Here is a 19,740-nt window from a genome sequence, read left to right on the forward strand (position 1 = left end):
TTACGCTCCTTACTTCGTCGAGCTCGAGAGGCCGGCAATCTGGCCGGTGAGCCATGATTGCTGGGCGTTGAGTTGGCCAAGGGCAACTTCCATGGCGTTGTACGTCGTTTGCAGGGTCTGCCGCCTGGAGGCCAAACGCTGGTCCCAGTCGGAGATCTGGCTCCCGAGGTCGGTCACTTCGGATTGTTGCCCCTTGATCAGGGCGGTTACCGAACCACTGAACGGATCGGTAGCGCTGGTTGCTGCGTCGGACACGCGGGATGCAATGGTCTGGAGCGCTGCCTGCGTCCCGGCGGGATCCGAAGCCAAGGACGATTGGAGCTTGGCCGCGTCAAACGTGAAGTTTCCATCCCTGGTGACGTTGATTCCGTATTCGGAGGGAGACTTCCCGTTCACGGGCATGGACACGGCGGAGAAGACTTGGTCGTTGACCGAGCGGACGCCGCTGTTGCCGCTGAAGATGCCGCCACTGGCTGCGGAGGCGCCGTTGGCGTCGGTCGTCTGGGTCACGGCGCTGTAAATGGAGACGAAGCCGAGGACGTCATTGACGGCGTTCACCAGATCCCCGGCCTTTTTGGTGATGCCTGCGGAGTCACTGGCAATGTTCACGGTCACCGGTCCGGCAGTGACGGCGGAGGCCGCCACTGACACACCGGGAAGCAAATCAGTGAAGGTGTTGGTTCCGGACGTGATTGTCTGCGCTGCCGGAGTCCCCGCATACAGCGTCGCTTTGGCATCCTGGGCGGCCTTGACGACGGCGGCGGAGGGGTCAGCCATCAGGTCGGTCGCGGTGCCCGCGCTCACTTGCGCTGCCGTGCCCTGGTAGACGCTGTACGCTCCAGCCGCACCTGAAGTGGCCGCGGTCAGTTGAAGGCGACAGGTTCCGTTGCCTGCCGGGACCTTGACGGCCCGGGCCGGGCCGGACGCCGCGTTGATCGCCGTCACGACGTCGTCAAGGGAGGTGCTTGCAGGCGTGATTTCAGTCTGTTTTCCCGTGGAGTCGACGAGCGTCAGGTGTGCCGGTGCACCCGAGCCGTCGGTGGGCGAGTTGCTCATGGCCGCGGTGACGTCCACTTGGCTCTGGGCCAGCTGGGTGACGGTGACGTCGATTGAGCCCGCGGTCGCGGAGGTGGTCGCCGTCGCAGTGATCGACGGGGAAGTCGTGGTGGCGCTAAACAGGTTCAAGGCGTTCACGGCCGAGTCGCCGCTTGCGAGGTCTTTCAGTGACGACAGCTTCGAGTTCAGCGATTGAAGCGTCGAAATCATTGTCTGGTCCGACGCAAGCTTCGTCTTCAGAAGTGTCTGCGGTTGTGCTTCCACCGCCATGAGCGAATCAATGATGGAGGTGGTGTTCAAGCCGCTGGCGAGGCCGTCGATCGAGCTTGCCACGTTTGGTCCTTCCGGATGTGTTGGTTACGTCGGCGGGGTCCGGACGCGAATGGCGGCCAGGGGTGTGTTCCCGTCCTGGCCGCCATTCGCTGATTACCGGTCAGCTACCGGAAGGTCTTAGCGCAGGAGCGAGAGAACGCCCTGGCCGGACTGGTTGGCCTGGGCCAGCATTGCGGTGCCGGCCTGGGACATGATGTTGGCCTTGGTGTACTTGACCATTTCCGAAGCCATGTCCGTGTCCGTGATGCGGGACTCGGCTGCCTGCAGGTTTTCGCCGGAGACCTGGAGGGTCTTCGTGGCGTGCTCCAGACGGTTCTGGGTTGCACCCAGGTCGGCGCGCTGGGCGGAAACGGCCGCGATGGCCGTGTCAACGGCAGCGATGGTCAGCTGGGCGTTGGCGCTCGTGTCCACTTTGAAGCCTGCAGCACCCGCGGCGCCGGAGAGGCCGGTAGCGCCGGTTCCGACGGCGGTTGCGACGTCGCCGAGGTTGACGGCGATCTTGTCGTTGGCGCTGCCGCCGGTGCCGACCTGGATGTTCAGGGACGCGCCGCTGTTTCCAGCCGCACCCTTAAGCAGATCGATGCCGTTGAACTGAGTGGACTGCGTGAGGCGGTCCAGTTCCTTGCCGAGCGAGTCGCCTTCACCCTTGATCGCCGCACGGGAAGCGGTGTTGTTGGTGTCGTTCGAGCCCTGGACAGCGAGGTCACGCATGCGCTGGAGGATCGAGTGGACTTCGGTCAGTGCACCTTCAGTGGTCTGGATGACCGAGATGCCGTCCTGGGCGTTGCGGGCGGCGACTGCCGAGCCGCTGACCTGGGACTTGAGGCCTTCCGAAATTGCCAGGCCTGCTGCGTCGTCAGCTGCACGGTTGATGCGCAGGCCGCTGGAAAGCTTCTCCATCGACTTGGACACGTCGTTCTGCGTGCGGTTGAGGTTGCCGTAAGCGTTGTTCGCCATCAGGTTTGTGTTGATTGCCATGCCCATGATGTATTCCTCCATGATTGGGTCTGCTGGTACTTCCAGGCCGTCCGTGGCCTGTCACTTCTGGTTATCGGAACGGCGGTCCCCTTTGGTTAGCAAAACGCCGCAGGAAAATTTGCCACAGGCCTCAAGATCCGCCGCGCGTCGCTTGACTGGACAAAGCGAATAAATCATGCATAAACAACGCCTAACGCATGGGCCGCGGCAGCCGATAGTTGTTTTCAGCGCGGCGAAGGCACAGGGGAAGTGTTTTCCCGCGGCAACGCACCCGAAAAACCAACCCGGAACTGGAGTTGACCCGACATGGCCATCCATGAACTGTCGGCCCTGCTGTGGCGAGAACGTGAGCTACTGGATCTGCTGACATTCAAGCTGGAGGAAGAGCAACTGCTCCTCACGGCGGGCAAATCCCGTTGGTTGCCGCATGGCACCCGGGAAGTGGAGCAGGTCCTGGGGCACCTGTCCAAGGCCGGGCTTGCAAGGGCGGTGGAAGTGGCGGCCGTGGCAGAGCAATGGGGGTTGCCTGCCGAGTCTTCACTGGGCGAGCTGGTCACAGCGGCCCCGGAAGAGGCCTGGGCTGATGTCCTGTCCGCGCACCTGAACGCGATGCAGCAGCAAACCGCGGCCATCAAGGAGCTGCGTGATTCGAACGAGCAGTTCCTTCGCGCCGCCGTCCGCTCCACCCAGGAAACCATGGCGGACCTGAAACCGGCGGCCGGGACGTACGACTCCCACGGGCGGACCGGTTCCCAAAGCGGGACAGCAGACTCAACCCCGTCCCGCCTTTTCGACCAGCAATTCTGACCGAAACTCATCAAACGTAGACGGACATGCAAAGGCCGGATCACCTCAAGGCCCGGATCACCCAAAGGACACAGCAGTGAGCACATTCGGCGGACTCAATACGGCCTACCTGGGCCTCACCGCGGCGCAGCAGGGCATCAACGTTGCCGGACAGAACATCGCCAACGCCGGCACTGACGGGTACACCAGGCAGCGGATCGAGCTATCCGCCGTCGGCGCACCCGCGCGCACGGGCCTCTTCACGGCGGGTGCCCAGGCCGGTCAGGGCGTGTCGGTGGACGGAATCGCCCGCCTGGGCAACAGCTTCCTCGATGCCGGGGTTCGCTCCAGCGCGGCCCAGGCCGGTTACGCCGGCTATCGGTCCACCCAACTCCAGCAACTCGAAGGCTCGCTGAACGAGCCCGGGCCCGCCGGAATATCGACGGCGTTGCAGACCTTCTGGTCCTCGTGGCAGGGAGTCTCCAACCACCCAGGCGAAGCAGCCCCGGCCGGCGTGCTGCTGCAAGCCGGCACCACCGTTGCCAATGCGGTGTCGGCGGGATACAAGGCCTTGGATTCCCAGTGGACCCGGATACGAGGAGAAGCCCAAAGTACCGTCGCAACCCTGAACGATGCCGCAGCCCAGGCGGCCGGCTTCAACGCGACGATCCGTTCCGTCACAGCCTCGGGCGGCTCAGCCAACGAGATCATCGATGCCCGAAACAAGGTGGTTGAAACCATTGCTTCCTTGGCTGGCGGAACTGTCCGGGACAACGCCGACGGCACGGTGGATGTCTTCGTGGGCGGCAACGCCATCGTCTCGGGCACGTCGCACCGCGAGATCACGCTGGGCGGCCAGGCGAGCATGGGCGCCCCGGGCTCGACATTGGCGTTGGGAGGACCCGTCCAGCTGGAATGGGCCGATCGCCCCGGTGTGGCGGTTTCCCTCGACGGCGGAAAACTCGCCGGCGCCGTCTCCCTCCTTGCCCCCGCCACGGCGGGAGGCGCGGGAGGGGCCATCTCCGAGGCCGCCGCTTCCTACAACGCCTTCGCCACCAAACTCATGAACGACGTCAACGCCGTGCACCGCACCGGGCAGTCCACCACCGGCACCTCAAATCTCGATTTCTTCGCAACCACCCCTGGCGGCCCGGCGGCCCTGTCCCTCAGCGTTGTCCCGACGAGCGCCGCGGGAATCGCCACCGGCAGCCCCGGCTCCGGCGCCCTCGATGGCAAAATCGCCGACGCCGTTGCCCAAATCGGCACCGGGCAAGGATCCCCTGATGCCTTGTGGTCCGGAATCGTCACAGGGATCGGCACGGCGTCCCAATCGGCACAGCAGCATCAGCAGCTCGCCGATGCGGCGAGCACAGCCGCCGTCGGGCAGCGTTCCTCCGGCGCGTCCGTCAGCCTCGACGAGGAGAACATCAGCCTCCTGAGCAACCAGCACGCCTACCAGGCGGCTGCCCGGGCCATGACGGCCGTGGATGAAGCCCTCGACGTCCTGATCAACCACACCGGATTGGTGGGAAGGTAAGCCATGCTGAACCGTGTCACGAACCAAACGATGTCCGCGGCCGCGCAACTGAACCTGCAGGCCGGGCAGGCCAAGCTCGCCGCGCTGCAGGACAAGGCCAGCCACCTCAAGAACATCGCCAGGCCCTCCGACGATCCCGCGGCCACGGCGAACCTGCTCGCCACGAAAAGCCAGCTCAGTGCCGCCGGACAATATTCGAACAACATCGACGACGGCAATGGCTGGCTGACCACCGCCGATTCCGCCCTCGGGCAGGCCACCAACATCCTCAACCGGGTCCGTGACCTCACGGTCCAGGCTGCCAACGGTTCCCTGAACAGCAACGCCAAGGAGGCGATCGCCGTCGAAATCGAAGGCCTCAACAAGGACCTCCTGGCCCAGGCGAACACGCAGTACCTGGGCCGCAATGTCTTCGCCGGGAGTTCCGATTCCGCCGGCGCGTTCAGCAACGCCACGCCACCGGTCTTCAACGGAACGCCAGGCAGCACAGTGGAACGACGGATTGACGCGACACAGACGGTGCGGGTAGACGCCGACGGCGGTGCGATCTTCGGTGACGGCGCCGGCTCCGTCTTCGCTTTGGTGAGCAACGTCGTCGCCGATATCCGCTCCGGCGCGGATGTCAGCGGGCGCTTGACGGCGATCGGCGACAAGATCAAGTCGGTCGTCAACGGACGCGCGGACGTCGGTGCCAGGCAGACCAAGCTCATGCGCGCCCAGGACTCCGTCGACGGACTAAAGGCCTCGCTGGACGCACAGCGCTCCGGAATTGAAGACGCAGACATCGGAAAGGTCGTCATGGACTTGAAGCTGCAGGAAACCAACTACCAGGTTGCCCTTGCGGTCACCGCCAAGACGCTCCAGCCCACGCTCATGGATTTCCTGAAGTGAGCACCGCACAGGCTTCCCGGGCGTTGAGCTTCACCGCGCCCATGCCCGGGCTTGAAGCTTCCGACGGCTTCGCCTTGCGGGGAATCGACGGCGCCCCCGGGCTCTACGCGATGGAGTCGGCGAGCCCGCGGATCCGGATGTTCCTGGCCGAGGCCGTCGTGTACGTTCCGGGCTACGCGCCCGCCATCCCCCGCTCGACACTGGACGATCTCGGCCTGGACCGGGCTGAGCTGGCAACCACGTTGGTGGTGGTCAACCCGAGCCCGGAGAAGACCACGGTAAATCTCGCGGCCCCGATCGTGCTGAACCCGGAAACCGGACGCTGCACGCAGCTTCTCCTCGATAGCAAGGAATACCCCCTCCGGGCCGAGCTGAGCTCCTAAGCAGCACGCCTCCCCCGGACGCTCGCTCACTTTTGGGTCCCTTCCGGCCGACGCTCGCTCAGATGATCTGAGCGGGCGTCACCGCTTTTGGCCCCATATGTGAGCGAGCGTCCCTTCTTGAGCCGCGGGGATCCCAGGATCGCGGGATCGCGGCTCGCTAAACCCGCTTGGCCTTCCCCGACGCTCGCTCACTTTTAGGCCGTTTCCGGCCGACGCTCGCTCACTTTTGGGCCGTTTCCGGCAGACGCTCGCTCAGAAGTTCCGCTCCGAACCAAAATTGTTTGGTCAAACTACTTGCGCCAGGGCTTCTCCCCGTCCATACTAAATGAACGTCATTCATTTAGTGACTCCCGTCTCACCGGAGAACAGCCATCATGATCTGCACCACCTACCCGGGCGCCCCAACCTCCGCCGCCCGCCATCAGCTTCGATGACCCCGCAGACGGCTTTCACTGCAACACCCAGCAACAACCTTCGGCCCATCTAGAAAGAGCCAAGCACATGACTCAAATAACCCGCCCAAGCGCCAGGAAAACCGTGGAGGCCCACGATCCCGCCGGCACCGAGCACGGCATCAGCGGCAAAGGACTCAAGACGGGGCAGCTGGGGCTCCTCGCCGTCGTCGTCCTTGGTATTTCTTCCGTGGCGCCCGCGTACAGCCTGACCAGCTCACTGGGCCCGGCGGTCAACGCGGTAGGCCTGCAACTCCCCGCGATCTTCATCGTCGCCTTCATCCCGATGATCCTCGTGGCGTTCGCCTACCGGGAGCTCAACGCAGACTCGCCGGACAGCGGCACCACCTTCACATGGGCAACCAAGGCTTTCGGCCCCTTCATCGGATGGATGGGCGGCTGGGGGCTGCTTGCCGCGAACATCATCGTCCTTTCCAACCTGGCAGGCGTCGCGGTGGACTTCTTCTACCTCTTTCTCGCCCAGGTTTTCGGCAACCCTGATCTTGCCGACCTCACTTCCAACAAAGCCTTGAACATCGCCACATGCCTGGCCTTCGTGGCACTGGCTGTCTGGGTCAGCTACCGGGGACTTCACGCTACCAAACTCGTGCAGTACGCCATGGTGGGATTCCAGGTAGTGGTCTTGGGCGTGTTCATCGTCATGGCCCTCACCCATGCCTCCTCCGGCGACACCCCAACGGCTATCGCCTTCAGTTGGGACTGGTTCGACCCCACGAAGATCAGCAGCTTTGAGCAGTTCGCTGCCGGCATGTCCCTCGCGGTCTTCGTCTACTGGGGCTGGGACGTCTGCCTGACGGTCAACGAAGAGACCAAGGGCGGCAAGGGTACTGCCGGCAAGGCGGGCACCACGACGGCGATCGCAGTGCTGGGTCTCTACGTCGCCGTAATCGTCGCAACCATGATGGTGGCTGGCGTTGGTGGGGACGGCATCGGGCTCAACAACCCGGACAACCAGTCCAATATCTTCGCCGCGTTGGCGTCCCCTGTGATGGGTCCTTTGGCCATCCTCATGTCTTTGGCCGTACTCGCAGGCACAGCGTCGTCCCTGCAGTCCACTATGGCCTCTCCCGCCCGAAGCCTTCTCGCCATGGGTCACTACGGCGCCCTTCCGCAGAAGTTCTCCTCCGTGAGCAAGCGCTTCGGTTCCCCCGGATTCGCAACCATCATGGCCGGGGCTATCTCCGGCGGGTTCTACGCCATCATGAAGGTTGTCAGCGAGAACGTCCTCAACGACACCATCCTGGCTCTGGGCTTGATGATCTGCTTCTACTACGGAATGACCGCCTTTGCCTGCGCTTGGTACTTCCGGCATAGCGTATTCAGCAGCGTCCGCAACTTCTTCATGCGGCTGCTTTTCCCGGTGATCGGCGGCGTGGTTCTGACCCTCGTCTTCATCCAGACGGCGGTGGACAGCTGGTCCCCCGACTTCGGCAGCGGTTCCGAGATCTTCGGCGTCGGCCTCGTGTTCATCATCGGCGTGGGCATCCTGGCCCTCGGAGCGGTGGTCATGGTGATCATGGCCCGCGTCCGTCCCGGCTTCTTCCGCGGCGAAACCCTTCGCAAGGACACACCGGCCCTCGTGGTTCCCGAATAACCCGAGCAACTCTCAGCATGGCAGAAGCCCTGTTCCGGCATCACCCAGAGCAGGGCTTCTGTTGTAGTTGCTTCACCACATGTGCGCGACGTCGATCACCAGCCGCGATCCCGTTCCCGGACCGGCCAGCGTGAAGACCCTGAAGGGGAGCCGGGCGCGGACACCCAGGCCAAGACTCGTGTATCCCTCGAAGCTGCCCGCGAAGGCCACTTGCCGGAAAGTCTTGTAGTCCGAGACGTTCGTGAGCTCGTTCTTGTCGGCCGGGTTGTACGTGGCATTTCCGCTGGAGTTATAGGCGGGGGCGTTGACCGTGACTTGCAGGAACGCATTGCCCCTCAGCTCGACGGGAAGTCCCGAGCCATCGTGGAGTACTTGTGGAACGTAGCGGATTGAATAGCCGGCAACGGCGCCATTCAGGTCGATCACCAGGCGGTCAAAGCACGGTTGCTGCCCCGTCCGGACATTCACCACTTGCGCTTGGGTCAGCGCGGGGTTTGACTTCGCCAACGATCCCCACACGATCCCGCAATACGGGGCTGCCGACGCTTCCCCTGGAACCACTAGACCAAGCCCGGCGGCCACTACCAAAGCTGCCAACCACGCGTAAAACCTTCTCACTTGGGCCCACTCCCCTTGAATTCTTGAGCGATCCGATACCTCAAGCGTAGGAGCGTCCGGCCCCTTGAGAGAGCTTCGTATCCGCTTCGGCGCCCAACTGTTAACAGGCTTCGCGAAGGGTCACGAGGACGTGATTCAACGGTCTGCTTTCCGCGGTTTTCCGGGGTTTCGGCGCCGTCTCGCGCCTCTGTTCGTTATCACGGATAACGACGTCGGAGCGGTGGCCGGCATCGATTGCTCCGTAACTGTCGTTTTGAACGCTCAGAACGACAGTTACGGAGCAATCGATGGGCCGACGCATGCAAAAGCCCCGCCCGACTGGTTTGGGGATGCTGGATTCCAGTCGTGCGGGGCTGATTTGCGTGCGGGGTTTAGCCTTCGCAGTCGCGGCAGTACTTGAGGCCGTTCTTTTCCAGCGCGATCTGCGAGCGGTGACGGACCAGGAAGCACGATGAACACGTAAATTCATCGGACTGCTCCGGGACAACGATGACGGTCAGTTCTTCGCCGGACAGATCGGCGCCCGGAAGATCGATGCCCTCGGCTGTGTCGTTCTCGTCGATGTCGATGACAGCAGTCTGGGCACCGGAGCCGCGCGATGCCTGAAGGGCCTCGAGCGATTCGGCGGGAGACTCTTCTTCGGTCTTGCGTGGGGCGTCGTAATCGGTAGCCATTGGTGTGGTTCACTTTCGTTGCTGCATAGTGCCATTTCAGGCACCTCAGTGAAGCAGTTTAGGGCATAGTACACGCCGTCAACGAATAGTGTGTTCAACAAGACATTTGGCCACGTAAGAACCCCGGAATCCCGGGGGTTTTCGCTACTCCACGACGCGGATTTTCCGCGCTTGGGCGTCGGCAATGGCCACACCGCTGAGCGCCGGGAGCCAACCGTAGCGGGTGGTTTCAGTGGCTCCGGAGGCCCCCAGCTCGGCGGCGTCGTAGAAGTAGGCAGCTTCGATCCAGGCGCTCACCTTGGACATGATGGATACGATCATGCGGCCACGCTATCGAGGCCCGGTTCAAGACCCGTTTCCGCTCTGTCACAGCCGTGTTAAATGATCCTGTAGCTCAGTATCCGCGTGCCGCCGTCGTCGTCGCCGTCGTCGGGCGCCGCGTGAATCAGCAGCCCGGATTCATCCGCAGTGACGGTGACAGGGTTGCGGGTGATGACGTGACCGGCGCCGCTGAACACGCCGATGGGCACGTCCCACGTGATTCTTTGCCGCAGCGGTTCCACCAGGGCCAGCCCTCCGAGTTCAAGGACACCACCATCAACCTGCGGCAACAGGGAAATCCCGCTGCACAGCAGAAGTCCCGGACCGAGGAGCTGGGCATCCTGGTAGTCGACGAAGTGGCCAGGGTTCTCCCACTGATCCACCAGCCGGCCTTCCGTGTCCCAGATGTAGAGCTGCCGGGAACCCCAGCTTCCGCCGAACACCAGGTCCATTCCGGGATCGCGCACGATCCAACCGATGTGGTCCTCCACCCGGAACCGCTCGCGGACCTCGAAGGTGCCCGGATCGATCGTATAGATGGTGCTTCTGCTCGCGGCCCGGTACTCGGCGACGGAAACCCAGACGTGGTCGCCGTCGAAATCGATACCCCCGGGGTGATACGCCGCGTCCTCGCCCACGGGAATATCGCGAAGCAGCCCACCGTCCGGCCCGAGGACGAACACGTGCCCGCTCCCCCGCCCCGGAGTCCGTAGTGCCGGATCCGCCGCGGGGCGCGGCGCATCGAGGATCTCAACGGAGGACAAGAACGTCAGCCCCTTGGCGAACGCCATGCCCTGCGGGTGGTGCGTCGGAAAGTCGAGGCTGATCTCCCCAACCAGTTCGAAGCGGCTCCGCCGGTCGAGTGCGGAAAGAGCGGCGAGAAGCTCAGTCCCCCGCATCGGCATGGGCCTGCCTCCACAGCTCGTAAAGCTCGGCGGCGTATTCCGGACGGGCCGCAAGGACCCCGCCGGTTTCCGGGAACGTGTCCATCTCGCCTTCGGAATTGAGGACGACGCCACCGGCCTCCTGAACAATGAGCGTCGCCGCCAAGTGGTCGATCGGGCTGAAGCACCCGATGATCGCCCCGGCACCACGCCCGGCAGCTACGCCCACCACCGTAATGGTCGCTGAACCCATGATCCGCATGATGCTGTGCCGCTCGCCCAGCTCCGCGAGCAGTTCCAGCATCCCGGGCCACGGCAGGTGCCCCGCGAGTTCGGTCGCCACCACGGTTCCGGCCAGGGCCGACGTCGGAACTCCCGCGGAAGCCAGCGATAGCGGCTTTCCGTTGAGCCACGCACCGTGACCGGCCCACCCCTCGAAAATCTCGCCACGCCAGGGATCTGCGACGACGGCGACCGCGGGCTTGCGGTCCACGGCCAAGGCAAGCGAGAACGCCGTCCACGGAATCTGGTTTACGTAATTGGTGGTCCCGTCGACGGGATCAAGGTACCAACACGGTGCGCCGGGCACGGCGACTCCGCCCATTTCCTCGCCAACCACCGTGTGGCCGGGAAGGCGGGCCGCAATCACTTCGCGGACGTGGCGCTCGACGGCGACATCGACTTCCGTGACCAGGTCGGCAGGGTGCGCCTTGGTTGAGACCAGGCCGCGATCGGCGTCGCGCATGTACCCGACGGCCCATTCGGCCAGCTCCAACGCGACTTTCCGGGACTCAAGGACCTCGTCTCCGGCCAGTCCCCCGGGAGCCTGGGCCGAAGTCCATGCCTGTGGGTCTTCGGCGATGGCGCTTTGCAACAGGTCCAGTTGGTTGCTCGTGATCGAGTCCACGCCGAGTCCCAATGCCCAGCGCATGGTTTCCAGGTTGTCCACGGTCCAGCACGCTACTTTGGCTCCCGCGGCGTGGATCTGTTCCACCATGCCCTTGCTGAGGACCACGTGCTCGGAATTGACGAACTCGGGACCCAGTTCGGCCAGCAACTCCTCCGGCGGGGCAGTCCTCTTGCTCCAAGGCAGCCAGATCCGGGCATCCTTATCGAGGGCGCGGATGATCCGCATCCCGTCCAGGTTCCCGCACCAGGCCACTTCGATGCCGCTTTCGCGTACGACGGCGGCAGTCGCCTTCGCGGGGCCGGGCTCGTCCATGTCGATGAGCAAGGTTGACCGGCTGTCGCGAAAGAGCTCAAGGGCTTCGGATAGCAGGGGAATACGTTCCTCACCGGCGCCCAGTTGCCTGATGCGGTCATAGTCGACGTCTGCAACGTCCGCATCGAGGCTCCAGATCCTGAGCAGCGAGGCATCGTGGAGCAGAATCACCTGCCCGTCCTTCGTTACCCGGACGTCCACTTCCACGAGGTCCGCACCCGCGTCGATGGCTGACGCGATGGCGGGCAAGGTGTTCTCCAGATATTTGCTGGAGTCGCCCCGATGGGCCGCGGCCCGGGTCCTTTTGGTGTCAATCGTGTTGCTCACAGTGCGGCACCTGCCTCTCCTACCAGGCGTCCGTCCCGGAAGGTCATGGCCTTGCGGATCCCCGCATACGTCTGTTGGCCAGGCCGCATGAGCTCTCCGCTGACAAAGCTGCGGAGCCGGGCGTCGGCCCTGCGCACGTACACTTCCTGGAAGTGTCCGCGCGGGACCACCCTCTCGACGATCGCCGGCACAGCACCTGCGAAGGGCGCGTCTGCCAGGATGACGTCCTCGGGCCGGATCCCGAGAATGTCCGGGCCCGCAGTGATGAGTCCGCCGTCGAGAGAGCCTTCCAAGCGATTCATGCTTCCGATGAAGGTGGCGACAAACTCGGTTTCCGGGCGGGCATAGAGCGCTTCCGGGGTGCTGTATTGCTCGATCCGGCCCGCATTCATGACGGCGATGCGGTCCGACATGGACATCGCCTCTTCCTGGTCGTGCGTGACGATGACCGTGGTGATGCCCAGTTCCTGCTGGATCTTGCGGATGTCTTCGCGCACTTTGACACGTAGTTTCGCGTCCAGGTTGCTCAAGGGTTCGTCAAGGAGCAGGAGCTTCGGCTCCTGGACGAGTGCCCTGGCCAATGCCACGCGTTGCTGCTCGCCGCCGGAGATGCGTGCCGGTTTGGAATCCCTGTGGTGCAAAAGGCTGACCAACTCCAGGACGGCTTGCACCCTGCCCTTGATCTCAGCCTTGGACAATTTGTGGAGCTTCAGCGGGAAGCCGACGTTCTTCGCCACGGTCATGTGGGGCCACAGCGCGTAGTTCTGGAACACCATGGCGCTGGGGCGGTTCTCCGCGCCGAGGTGCGAGACCTCCTGGCCTTCCACCTCAATGGAACCGGAGTCCGGCTCCAGGAACCCGGCGATCATGCGCAGCGTCGTTGTCTTGCCGCAGCCGGAGGGCCCTAGCAAGGACACCAGCTCGCCCTCCTTTACCGACAGATCGAGGTTGTCGATGATGGTGCGGCCGCCGAGGATCTTGTGGAGGCCGCGGATGGTCAGGCCACCGCCCGACGCCGGAGTGCCCGGCCTTGTTGTGCTGGCAGGTGGTTCAGTCAATGGTTCATGGATTTTCATGGGTTCTCTGTCTGACATTGAGCGCGATGCGCTATTTGATCTGGAAGCCTTCGGCGAGCTGGCCGCCGAGGATGTGCTTGTGCGCCGCGAGCATGAGGGCCACGGAGGGGATCGCCAGCAGGATCGAGAAGACGGCAGCCACCTGGGTGGGGTAGTTCAGCACCAGGCTGTACATCTGCGTTGGCATGGTCATGAAGGCCGGTGCACCCACCAAGTACGTTCCTTGTGCTTCGTCGAAGGACGCCAGGAAGGACATCACGGCCGCGACGATAATCCCGGGCAGTGCCATGGGGAGAGTCACGGAAGTGAACACGCGCAATGTGGAGGCTCCGGCGTCGCGCGCTGCTTCCTCAAGGTTCCGCGGCACGGCAGCGAACGCTGCCGCCGGAATCCACGTCATGAACACCACGGTGCCCAGCACGTGCACCACGAGGATTCCCAGCACCGTGTTCATCAGGTTCAAGGCGTAGAAGAGCGCAGCGAGGGTGACGAACAAGCCCATCTTGGGGAAGGCGTTGGTCGCGAACAGGCTGATCAGGAAGAAACGGCGTCCGGGAAAATCAAAGCGGGCGAAGGCGTAGGCGGCGGGCAAGCAGATGATCGCAGACACAAGGACCGTCAGCGGGGCGAAGAACAAGGAGTTCTGCACCGCGATTCCGAGCGCGCCGTCGTTGACCACCACCTGCCACCAGCGCAATGTCCAGTCATCGGGAAGGAGGTTGGGGAAGGTCCAGTTGCCGGCGAAAGCACGAACGCCGAGCCAGAGCAGCGGGCCAAGGATGAAAACGATCATGAGGACCACGAACAGGCCCACCAGCGCACTGCGGACAATCGAGTCCAGCGTGAGCGGCCGGCGGGTGCGGGACCCAGCCGGGGATCCGGTAGGGAGAGCCATCAGACTTTCCCCTGTTCCTTGGCGGAACGGAAGTTCGCCCACACGTAGAGCGCGGCGATTCCGGAGGCAATCAGGAAGACAGTGAAAGCCATGACCGCCGACTGCTGTGGCTGGTTGAAGGCAGAGAAGTAGTTGGACATGTCCACTCCGAGCATGTTCGGTGAATTGGGCCCGGTGAAGTACGGGACCGTGAACGATCCAACAATTCCAATGGCCGTAAACGTCGTCGCGATGATGATGGGAACTGCCGCCATCGGAACGATTACCGAAACGATCGTGCGCAAGGACCCGGCACCGGCGTCGCGGGCTGCTTCGATCATGGCGTTCGGCACGGACTGCAGTCCGGAGGAGACCATGAGCACCGCGAAAGGCAGGGAAGTCCAGACCGAGCCGATGATGACCGTGACCATGGTGAAGGCCCACACGGGGAAGTCAAGCCCGAAGAGGGCAAAGACGCTCCGGAGGAAACCGGTGCCGGAGTAGAAGGTCAGGATCGCCCACGAGGCGATGACCACCGGGATGAAGAGCGGCACGATCGCCAGTCCGGAAAGGAGGCGGGCCATTCGACCGCCTTTCAGCTTGAGGTAGAGCCCAATGCCCAAGGCCAGGAAGATGACCGTTGCCGTGCTGACCAGCGTCACGATGACGGTGACCAGGAGGTCCCCGAGGAAACGCTTGTTGGTGAACATCTCCTGGTACGCGGCCAGCGTTCCCCACCAGGCGTCCGCCTCGTGCACGTTCTGGCCAATGGTGGCGATGGTGTGGTTCAACCCGCCGGTCAAGCCAATGCTGAAGCCGAACGCGAGAATGATCGGGAAGCCGACGAAGATCGCGATCAACAGGATCGGCGGCAGTGCCATGAAGAACCCGACGGCGCGCTGGCCCAGGCGCTTGGGGCGCGTGGTACGAGCCGGCGGAACTGTTTGCTGCAGTTCCGCCGGCTTGTGAAGCGTGGTTGTCACTGGCCGGGAACCTTCTGGTCCCAGAGGTTGTTCAGGTCTTTGCCCATCTGGTCGAAGTAGCCCTTGCGCAGGTTGTTGGTGTCTGCGTCCTTGAACTTGTCCTTCACATCACCCGGAAGTTTGTCCAGGCTGATGGCCGGGAAACCGGACATTTCCTTGATGATCATGGTCTGCGCGTCCGGCGAGAGGACGAAGTTTGCAAGCTTCAGCGCCGCTTCCTGACGGGGCGAGGACTTGGGAATGCCGAGGTAGGCGGCGCCGCCGGTGAACGACGGGTTGCTGATCTGGGTGGCCTTCACGCTGGACGGGATCTGGCCGTTGGTCAAGCCGGTGATGAACTGGTCAGACCACACCGGAGCCATGGAGATCTGTCCCTTGGCGAGTAGGTCAAGGGTCTGCTGGTTGCCGTTGGGGTAGACGCCGCCCTGGAAAACGGACGAGTTGAGGTCCTTCAACGTCGCGAAGCCCTGGTCCCAGTACTTCTCGAGATCCTTCTCGTAGCCCACCGTCATCTTGGCGCGGGCGTCGGCCGGAACGAACTTGTCCAAAACGGTGGCAACGAATGCACCGCCGGACCCACCGGACTTGGGCGAGTTGTAGGTGAACTTGCCCGGGTTTGCCTTGATCCAGGCGAGCAAATCGTCGAGGGTCTTCGGCGGAGTGGCAACCGTCTTGGTGTCATATGCGAGGAGCACCGCGGAGCCGCGGTACGGGATGCCACCGGTGCCGCCGGCCTTGATGACGTCCTGCGGGACATCGTTCAGGGCCGGAATCGTCTGGGAACTCACGGAGGTCAGCAGATTGGCCGCGGAAGCCTTGGAAACGAAGCCGCCATCGACGAGGTCGAAGTCAGGTTCCTTGTTCTGCTCCGTGGCGCTGGTCAGTTTCGCCAGGGTCTGGGAATCGTGCTCGCCGTGCAGATCGAGGGTGACCTTCACGTTGTAGCCCGGATTGGCCTTTTGGAAGGCGGGCACAAGGCTCTTTTCCCACAGGTTCTGGACGTTCGTGTCCCCGCTGATGAAAACGGTGATCGTCTTGTCCGGGGATGCGCTGGCGCCATTGTTCTGGGCCGTTGCGGTGCTGCTTTGAGCGCAGCCGGTCACAGCGGTGGCTGCAACAACGGCGACGGCGGCCGCTGCTAGAAAGCGGTTGGTCATGGTGTTCCTTCATCTTGAACCGAAAAGTCCCCCAAGGGCAGGAACTACCATCCAAGGGCAAGGTGAAGGAGTGGGTCATGGCCCATGAATCCGGGGTTAACCCGAGGAAGAATTAACGCAAATATGTCAGGACATACGAACAACAGCACGAAACATTTTGCAGTGGATCGCCCTACTTGCGGGCTCGCTTCCAACCGATCGTCAGGAACGTGACCAGGACCGCTATCGCCGCGGCCAGGGCCAGGCTGACCGGGCCGGTTCCCCAGTCGAGTCCCCCTCGGTCAGGAGAAACAGCGGTCCAGTCGGAGAAGGACGCCCCCAATGGCCGGGTCAGGATGTACGCGAACCAGAAGGCCGGGATCGCCGCCAGCAGGCGACGCCAGCGGGCCAGTGCCGGGACAGCGATGACAACCGCGAACATGATGCCCGAGGCGAGGTAACCGAGGCCCAGCGAGTAGGCGGCCAGGTCCCCGGTAGCCGTGCCGAGGGCGAAGGTTGTCAGCACAGCGGCCCAGTAGAAAGCCTCCCGACGCCGGGTGGTGATGCTATGGATGGAAAGGGTCTTCTCGTTCCGGTGCCAGAGCAGGAAGACAACAGCGAGAGCCACGGTGAAGAAGAGGGTCGACGCCAGATAGGGGACGCCAAGTCCGACGTGGACAGCGTCCGCAGCCATGGTCCCAAACACACTGACCATCGCGACGGCGGTCCAGTACACCCAAGGGATGTAGCGGCGGACGCGGAACTGGAGGACCAGCGAAATTACCAACGCCGCAAATCCGAGGCCCAGAGCGATCTCGGGCTCAAAGCTGTGCACCAGGAAATCGGACGTGGTTTCGCCCATCCCGGTAGTGAGGATCTTCACTACCCAGAACAAGACGGTCACCTCGGGTACTTTCGAGTCGGAAGCTCGGGCGACGGCTTTCTGCAGTCGATCGCCAGCAGCTACGGCGTCCTTGGCCCGCGGGCTAGCGGTGAGTTCTTCGGGCATCATGGCCCCCATTGTTCAGGGCTTTCCCGAGCGTTTCCCGAATGTGACGCGTGGGGCCCTCGCCCTGACACGGTGACGAAGCCCCCAAGCCACCCCGCCACATTCGCGGGATAATGGAACCATGGCCGATCAGGATCAGGATCCTTGGGATGAGTTCGACAGGCTCAAGCCCGCGGGACACGATCGCGTCCAGGGCTATCCGGGAGGAGAACCCTTGGGTTTTGGCTTCCAGACGGGCGTGCGGAGCGCAAGGGTGGCCTTTGGTTTCGCCGTCTACACGCTGGTCCTCGGAACCGTTCTGGTCCTCGTCGGAATCATCGACTTCATCGGCACCGGCGAGTTGCTGTGGCTCGGACTGATGGTGCTCATCGAGGCCGCCTTCATCTACGGATTCATCCAACTGGCGCACCAAGCGCGCAACCGACGCTCAACTTAGGCGCGCCCGTTGTCGAAGAATTACAGCCCCTCCGCGATCCGCTTGATCGCTGCCAGGCGGCGGTCCCACTCAGCGCCGATGCGGTCAAGGCTGCGCGCAGTTTCGCTCAGCTGCGAGCCGAGCACCCTGTAGCGCAGTTCGCGGCCGACGCGCAGCGATTCAACGAGTCCGGCGTCCTGCAGCACGGCGAGGTGCTTGGCGATCGCTTGCCGGGTGACCGGGAGCCGCCCGGCGAGGGCCGACGCCGATGCGTCGCCCTCGCCGAGGGCAGCCAGGATGCTCCACCTCGTCTCGTCGCCGAGTGCGGCGAACACTGGGACCAGGGTGCTCGCGGTCACGACCCACCCTCGACATACGCGACCAGTTCGTCCAACTCCGAGTCCCAGCCCTGGCGGTGGCTCTCCATGTTGAACGCCGGATCGCTTGTCGTGTCGAAACCGGTCTCGACGACGGTGAGCTGCGTTCCGCCGTCGAGCGCTTCAAGCGTGAAGCGGAAAACGGTCGAACGGTCAGGATCGACCTCGGTGGGCTGGGTGCCGCGCGCGTCGTCGTTGCTCCAGCGGTAGGCAATCATTCGGGGTGGGTCGAGCTCCTCGATCCGCACCGGGAAGGCGCCGTATCCTTCGAAAGAGAAGACACCGCCGGCGCCGACGGCGACGTCGTCGAGGACGGCGGTCTGTCCGAACCACCGCGCGATGTGCTCGGCTTCGGTGATCGCGGCCCAAACCTTCTCGATTGGTGCTGCGATGGTGATGGTGCGCCTCACGGTGAACTCGCCGGCGTCGACGACGGAGGCCTGGTTTGCAGTCATAGTCATGATTCTGTTCCTTTCAGTCAGTTACTGCAACTACAGGGTTGCATTAACCTAAAGAAAGAGCAACCCCTAGGTTGCAGATCGAGGCTTGCCGCCGTCGCCAAGGGCGGATCTCTTGCGGCGTCCCGAGGCCACGATGAAGACTGCGACGGCGATTGCCACTATCGCGGCGGCGCCGCCGATTGCAGTGATGATGCTCCAGGGGCTGACAGTCCCGTCGTCGGATTGCGTTCCGGTAGTGGTGGCCGCAGACGCGGGCTTCGAGGCTGCAGAGGTTGTTGCGCCCGGAGCGATGGCGGAGTATCGGGACACTGAGCCGTCGCCGGTACCCTTGCCCGGGCTCGTCACGATGAGCGTCCCGTCCGGAGCCACCGCCAGATGGCCGGAGTTCTTATCAGTTGGGATGGAGGATCCCACAGCTGCTGCGCCCGGCGGGACGACGGACAGCACGCGGTCCTGGACAGTGGTCACGTACAGGGTTCCGTCCTGCCCGACGGCTGCCTCTTGGGGGCCTCCCGGGACGAAGATACGGTATGCGACCGTGTCAGTGTCCGGCTTGATGACAGCTACCCGATCGGAACTGATGCTGGTGACGTAAATTGTTCCGTCGGGCCCGGCCGCGATCCCGTGGGGGTTCTCGGTGTTCCCGGGTGTCGAACTAACCTGAATGGTCCGTGAGACGGCGCTCGCTCCGGAAGGAATGACCGAGACCGTCCCTGCGATTTGGTTCGCGACGAACGCGGTGCCGTCCTTCGTGACTGCGACCTCCACCGGCCCTGCTCCGACGGGTACTGTCCGGCCCACGGTCGATCCGTTCGGTGCAATGACCGACACGGTGTGCTCCGAGTGGTTCGGAACATAGATCGTCCCATCAGGTCCCGCGGCGATCAGATGGCTCCCCGGGGAAACCGGAATTCTCCGGGCCACGCCGCTCGCGCCAGCAGGAATAACGCCCACGTCGTACTGATTGCTGGCGCTGTCCCGTTCCGCGACGTACAGGGTGCCGTCCGGGGCCAATGCCAGGCCGGAGGTATATCCTCCCGTGGTGATAGTCCGGGAAGGCTTAGCGTCTCCGGGCGGTATCACACTGATGCCGCCGGCCGCTCCATAGTTGCCGACATACGCAGTGCCGTCGGAACCAACCACCACGCCAACAGGCACCCCGCTCACGTCCAGAACTTCCGAAGGTGCCGCCATCGCAGGCACAGCGCCCAGATAGGCGAATGCCGCCGCGGCCACGACGGCCAGGCTCCAAGATTTCACTTTTCGTCCCCCAAAATCCCCACAACGGCGCTGGACGCCGGCTCAGCGGAGCGTGCTCCGCGTCTGCAGCAT

At 63.6% G+C, this 19,740-nt stretch carries 21 protein-coding genes; 6 read left to right on the plus strand and 15 right to left on the minus strand.

Annotated features, from left to right (window positions below; genetic code table 11):
* Positions 1-9: 9 nt before the first annotated feature.
* Positions 10-1,389: a flagellar filament capping protein FliD gene (fliD, locus tag VLA65_RS03115; protein WP_332601770.1), complete on the minus strand. Its 1,380-nt coding sequence runs from the start codon at positions 1,387-1,389 to the stop codon at positions 10-12.
* Between the two features lie 117 nt (positions 1,390-1,506).
* The gene (locus VLA65_RS03120; protein WP_284989473.1) at positions 1,507-2,373 is read right to left on the minus strand and encodes a flagellin N-terminal helical domain-containing protein; all 867 of its coding nucleotides are present in this window, start codon (positions 2,371-2,373) and stop codon (positions 1,507-1,509) included.
* Positions 2,374-2,673: 300 nt separating this feature from the next.
* On the opposite strand from VLA65_RS03120, the gene VLA65_RS03125 reads away from it, so the two are divergent.
* From VLA65_RS03125 to VLA65_RS03145, 5 genes are all read left to right on the plus strand, one after another.
* Positions 2,674-3,174, plus strand: a complete 501-nt coding sequence (locus VLA65_RS03125) for a flagellar protein FlgN (protein ID WP_284989472.1) — start codon at positions 2,674-2,676, stop codon at positions 3,172-3,174.
* Between the two features lie 76 nt (positions 3,175-3,250).
* Entirely contained in the window at positions 3,251-4,690 is a 1,440-nt protein-coding gene (gene flgK, locus VLA65_RS03130) for a flagellar hook-associated protein FlgK (protein ID WP_332601771.1), read from the plus strand.
* 3 nt (positions 4,691-4,693) lie between these two features.
* A complete protein-coding gene (gene flgL / locus VLA65_RS03135) occupies positions 4,694-5,581 on the plus strand; it encodes a flagellar hook-associated protein FlgL (RefSeq protein ID WP_332601772.1) in 888 nt (295 codons plus the stop codon).
* Positions 5,578-5,964 (plus strand): flagellar assembly protein FliW, encoded by a 387-nt coding sequence (locus tag VLA65_RS03140; RefSeq protein WP_332601773.1) that lies wholly within the window; start codon positions 5,578-5,580, stop codon positions 5,962-5,964. Before flgL ends, VLA65_RS03140 begins: the two co-directional genes overlap by 4 nt.
* Positions 5,965-6,465: 501 nt before the next feature.
* Positions 6,466-8,031, plus strand: coding sequence for an APC family permease (locus VLA65_RS03145; protein WP_284989468.1), 1,566 nt, complete (start codon positions 6,466-6,468; stop codon positions 8,029-8,031).
* 72 nt (positions 8,032-8,103) lie between these two features.
* Here the strand turns inward: VLA65_RS03145 and VLA65_RS03150 are convergent, their stop codons facing one another.
* The 10 genes from VLA65_RS03150 to VLA65_RS03195 form a co-directional block, all read right to left on the minus strand.
* Positions 8,104-8,649, minus strand: coding sequence for an AMIN-like domain-containing (lipo)protein (locus VLA65_RS03150; RefSeq protein ID WP_332601774.1), 546 nt, complete (start codon positions 8,647-8,649; stop codon positions 8,104-8,106).
* 371 nt (positions 8,650-9,020) lie between these two features.
* Positions 9,021-9,323: a DUF4193 domain-containing protein gene (locus VLA65_RS03155; protein WP_059388261.1), complete on the minus strand. Its 303-nt coding sequence runs from the start codon at positions 9,321-9,323 to the stop codon at positions 9,021-9,023.
* Between the two features lie 144 nt (positions 9,324-9,467).
* Entirely contained in the window at positions 9,468-9,644 is a 177-nt protein-coding gene (locus VLA65_RS03160; RefSeq protein ID WP_172465532.1) for a hypothetical protein, read from the minus strand.
* A 56-nt stretch (positions 9,645-9,700) separates the two neighbouring features.
* Entirely contained in the window at positions 9,701-10,549 is an 849-nt protein-coding gene (locus VLA65_RS03165; RefSeq protein ID WP_332601775.1) for a DUF6454 family protein, read from the minus strand.
* Positions 10,530-12,077, minus strand: a complete 1,548-nt coding sequence (locus VLA65_RS03170; RefSeq protein WP_332601776.1) for an inositol monophosphatase family protein — start codon at positions 12,075-12,077, stop codon at positions 10,530-10,532. Before VLA65_RS03170 ends, VLA65_RS03165 begins: the two co-directional genes overlap by 20 nt.
* Positions 12,074-13,135, minus strand: a complete 1,062-nt coding sequence (locus VLA65_RS03175; RefSeq protein WP_332601777.1) for an ABC transporter ATP-binding protein — start codon at positions 13,133-13,135, stop codon at positions 12,074-12,076. The genes VLA65_RS03170 and VLA65_RS03175 overlap by 4 nt, the downstream gene beginning before the upstream one ends.
* Positions 13,136-13,184: 49 nt before the next feature.
* Entirely contained in the window at positions 13,185-14,048 is an 864-nt protein-coding gene (locus VLA65_RS03180; protein ID WP_284989462.1) for an ABC transporter permease, read from the minus strand.
* Complete coding sequence (locus VLA65_RS03185) at positions 14,048-15,010, minus strand: ABC transporter permease (RefSeq protein WP_253257217.1); 963 nt, start codon at positions 15,008-15,010, stop codon at positions 14,048-14,050. Before VLA65_RS03185 ends, VLA65_RS03180 begins: the two co-directional genes overlap by 1 nt.
* Positions 15,007-16,167, minus strand: a complete 1,161-nt coding sequence (locus VLA65_RS03190; RefSeq protein WP_332601778.1) for an extracellular solute-binding protein — start codon at positions 16,165-16,167, stop codon at positions 15,007-15,009. The genes VLA65_RS03185 and VLA65_RS03190 overlap by 4 nt, the downstream gene beginning before the upstream one ends.
* 172 nt (positions 16,168-16,339) lie before the next feature.
* Positions 16,340-17,158, minus strand: coding sequence for a COG4705 family protein (locus tag VLA65_RS03195; protein ID WP_332601779.1), 819 nt, complete (start codon positions 17,156-17,158; stop codon positions 16,340-16,342).
* A 118-nt stretch (positions 17,159-17,276) separates the two neighbouring features.
* On the opposite strand from VLA65_RS03195, the gene VLA65_RS03200 reads away from it, so the two are divergent.
* Complete coding sequence (locus VLA65_RS03200) at positions 17,277-17,591, plus strand: hypothetical protein (RefSeq protein WP_307052708.1); 315 nt, start codon at positions 17,277-17,279, stop codon at positions 17,589-17,591.
* 20 nt (positions 17,592-17,611) lie between these two features.
* Here the strand turns inward: VLA65_RS03200 and VLA65_RS03205 are convergent, their stop codons facing one another.
* The 3 genes from VLA65_RS03205 to VLA65_RS03215 form a co-directional block, all read right to left on the minus strand.
* A complete protein-coding gene (locus VLA65_RS03205; RefSeq protein ID WP_332601780.1) occupies positions 17,612-17,929 on the minus strand; it encodes an ArsR/SmtB family transcription factor in 318 nt (105 codons plus the stop codon).
* The gene (locus VLA65_RS03210) at positions 17,926-18,408 is read right to left on the minus strand and encodes an SRPBCC family protein (RefSeq protein ID WP_332601781.1); all 483 of its coding nucleotides are present in this window, start codon (positions 18,406-18,408) and stop codon (positions 17,926-17,928) included. Before VLA65_RS03210 ends, VLA65_RS03205 begins: the two co-directional genes overlap by 4 nt.
* Before the next feature lie 66 nt (positions 18,409-18,474).
* Positions 18,475-19,668, minus strand: a complete 1,194-nt coding sequence (locus VLA65_RS03215) for a virginiamycin B lyase family protein (RefSeq protein ID WP_332601782.1) — start codon at positions 19,666-19,668, stop codon at positions 18,475-18,477.
* Positions 19,669-19,740 lie beyond the last annotated feature (72 nt).

Source organism: Arthrobacter sp. S2(2024) (assembly GCF_036662515.1).
In the GTDB taxonomy this organism is placed as follows: domain Bacteria; phylum Actinomycetota; class Actinomycetes; order Actinomycetales; family Micrococcaceae; genus Arthrobacter.

What these genes read in the sequence shown, in the direction of transcription:
- VLA65_RS03120 (WP_284989473.1), bottom strand. Translation starts at nt 2,373, where the DNA reads ATGGGCATGGCAATCAACACAAACCTGATGGCGAACAACGCTTACGGC.
- VLA65_RS03125 (WP_284989472.1), top strand. Translation starts at nt 2,674, where the DNA reads ATGGCCATCCATGAACTGTCGGCCCTGCTGTGGCGAGAACGTGAGCTA.
- flgL (WP_332601772.1), top strand. Translation starts at nt 4,694, where the DNA reads ATGCTGAACCGTGTCACGAACCAAACGATGTCCGCGGCCGCGCAACTG.
- VLA65_RS03145 (WP_284989468.1), top strand. Translation starts at nt 6,466, where the DNA reads ATGACTCAAATAACCCGCCCAAGCGCCAGGAAAACCGTGGAGGCCCAC.
- VLA65_RS03155 (WP_059388261.1), bottom strand. Translation starts at nt 9,323, where the DNA reads ATGGCTACCGATTACGACGCCCCACGCAAGACCGAAGAAGAGTCTCCC.
- VLA65_RS03160 (WP_172465532.1), bottom strand. Translation starts at nt 9,644, where the DNA reads ATGATCGTATCCATCATGTCCAAGGTGAGCGCCTGGATCGAAGCTGCC.
- VLA65_RS03165 (WP_332601775.1), bottom strand. Translation starts at nt 10,549, where the DNA reads ATGCCGATGCGGGGGACTGAGCTTCTCGCCGCTCTTTCCGCACTCGAC.
- VLA65_RS03180 (WP_284989462.1), bottom strand. Translation starts at nt 14,048, where the DNA reads ATGGCTCTCCCTACCGGATCCCCGGCTGGGTCCCGCACCCGCCGGCCG.
- VLA65_RS03190 (WP_332601778.1), bottom strand. Translation starts at nt 16,167, where the DNA reads ATGACCAACCGCTTTCTAGCAGCGGCCGCCGTCGCCGTTGTTGCAGCC.
- VLA65_RS03195 (WP_332601779.1), bottom strand. Translation starts at nt 17,158, where the DNA reads ATGATGCCCGAAGAACTCACCGCTAGCCCGCGGGCCAAGGACGCCGTA.
- VLA65_RS03200 (WP_307052708.1), top strand. Translation starts at nt 17,277, where the DNA reads ATGGCCGATCAGGATCAGGATCCTTGGGATGAGTTCGACAGGCTCAAG.
- VLA65_RS03210 (WP_332601781.1), bottom strand. Translation starts at nt 18,408, where the DNA reads ATGACTATGACTGCAAACCAGGCCTCCGTCGTCGACGCCGGCGAGTTC.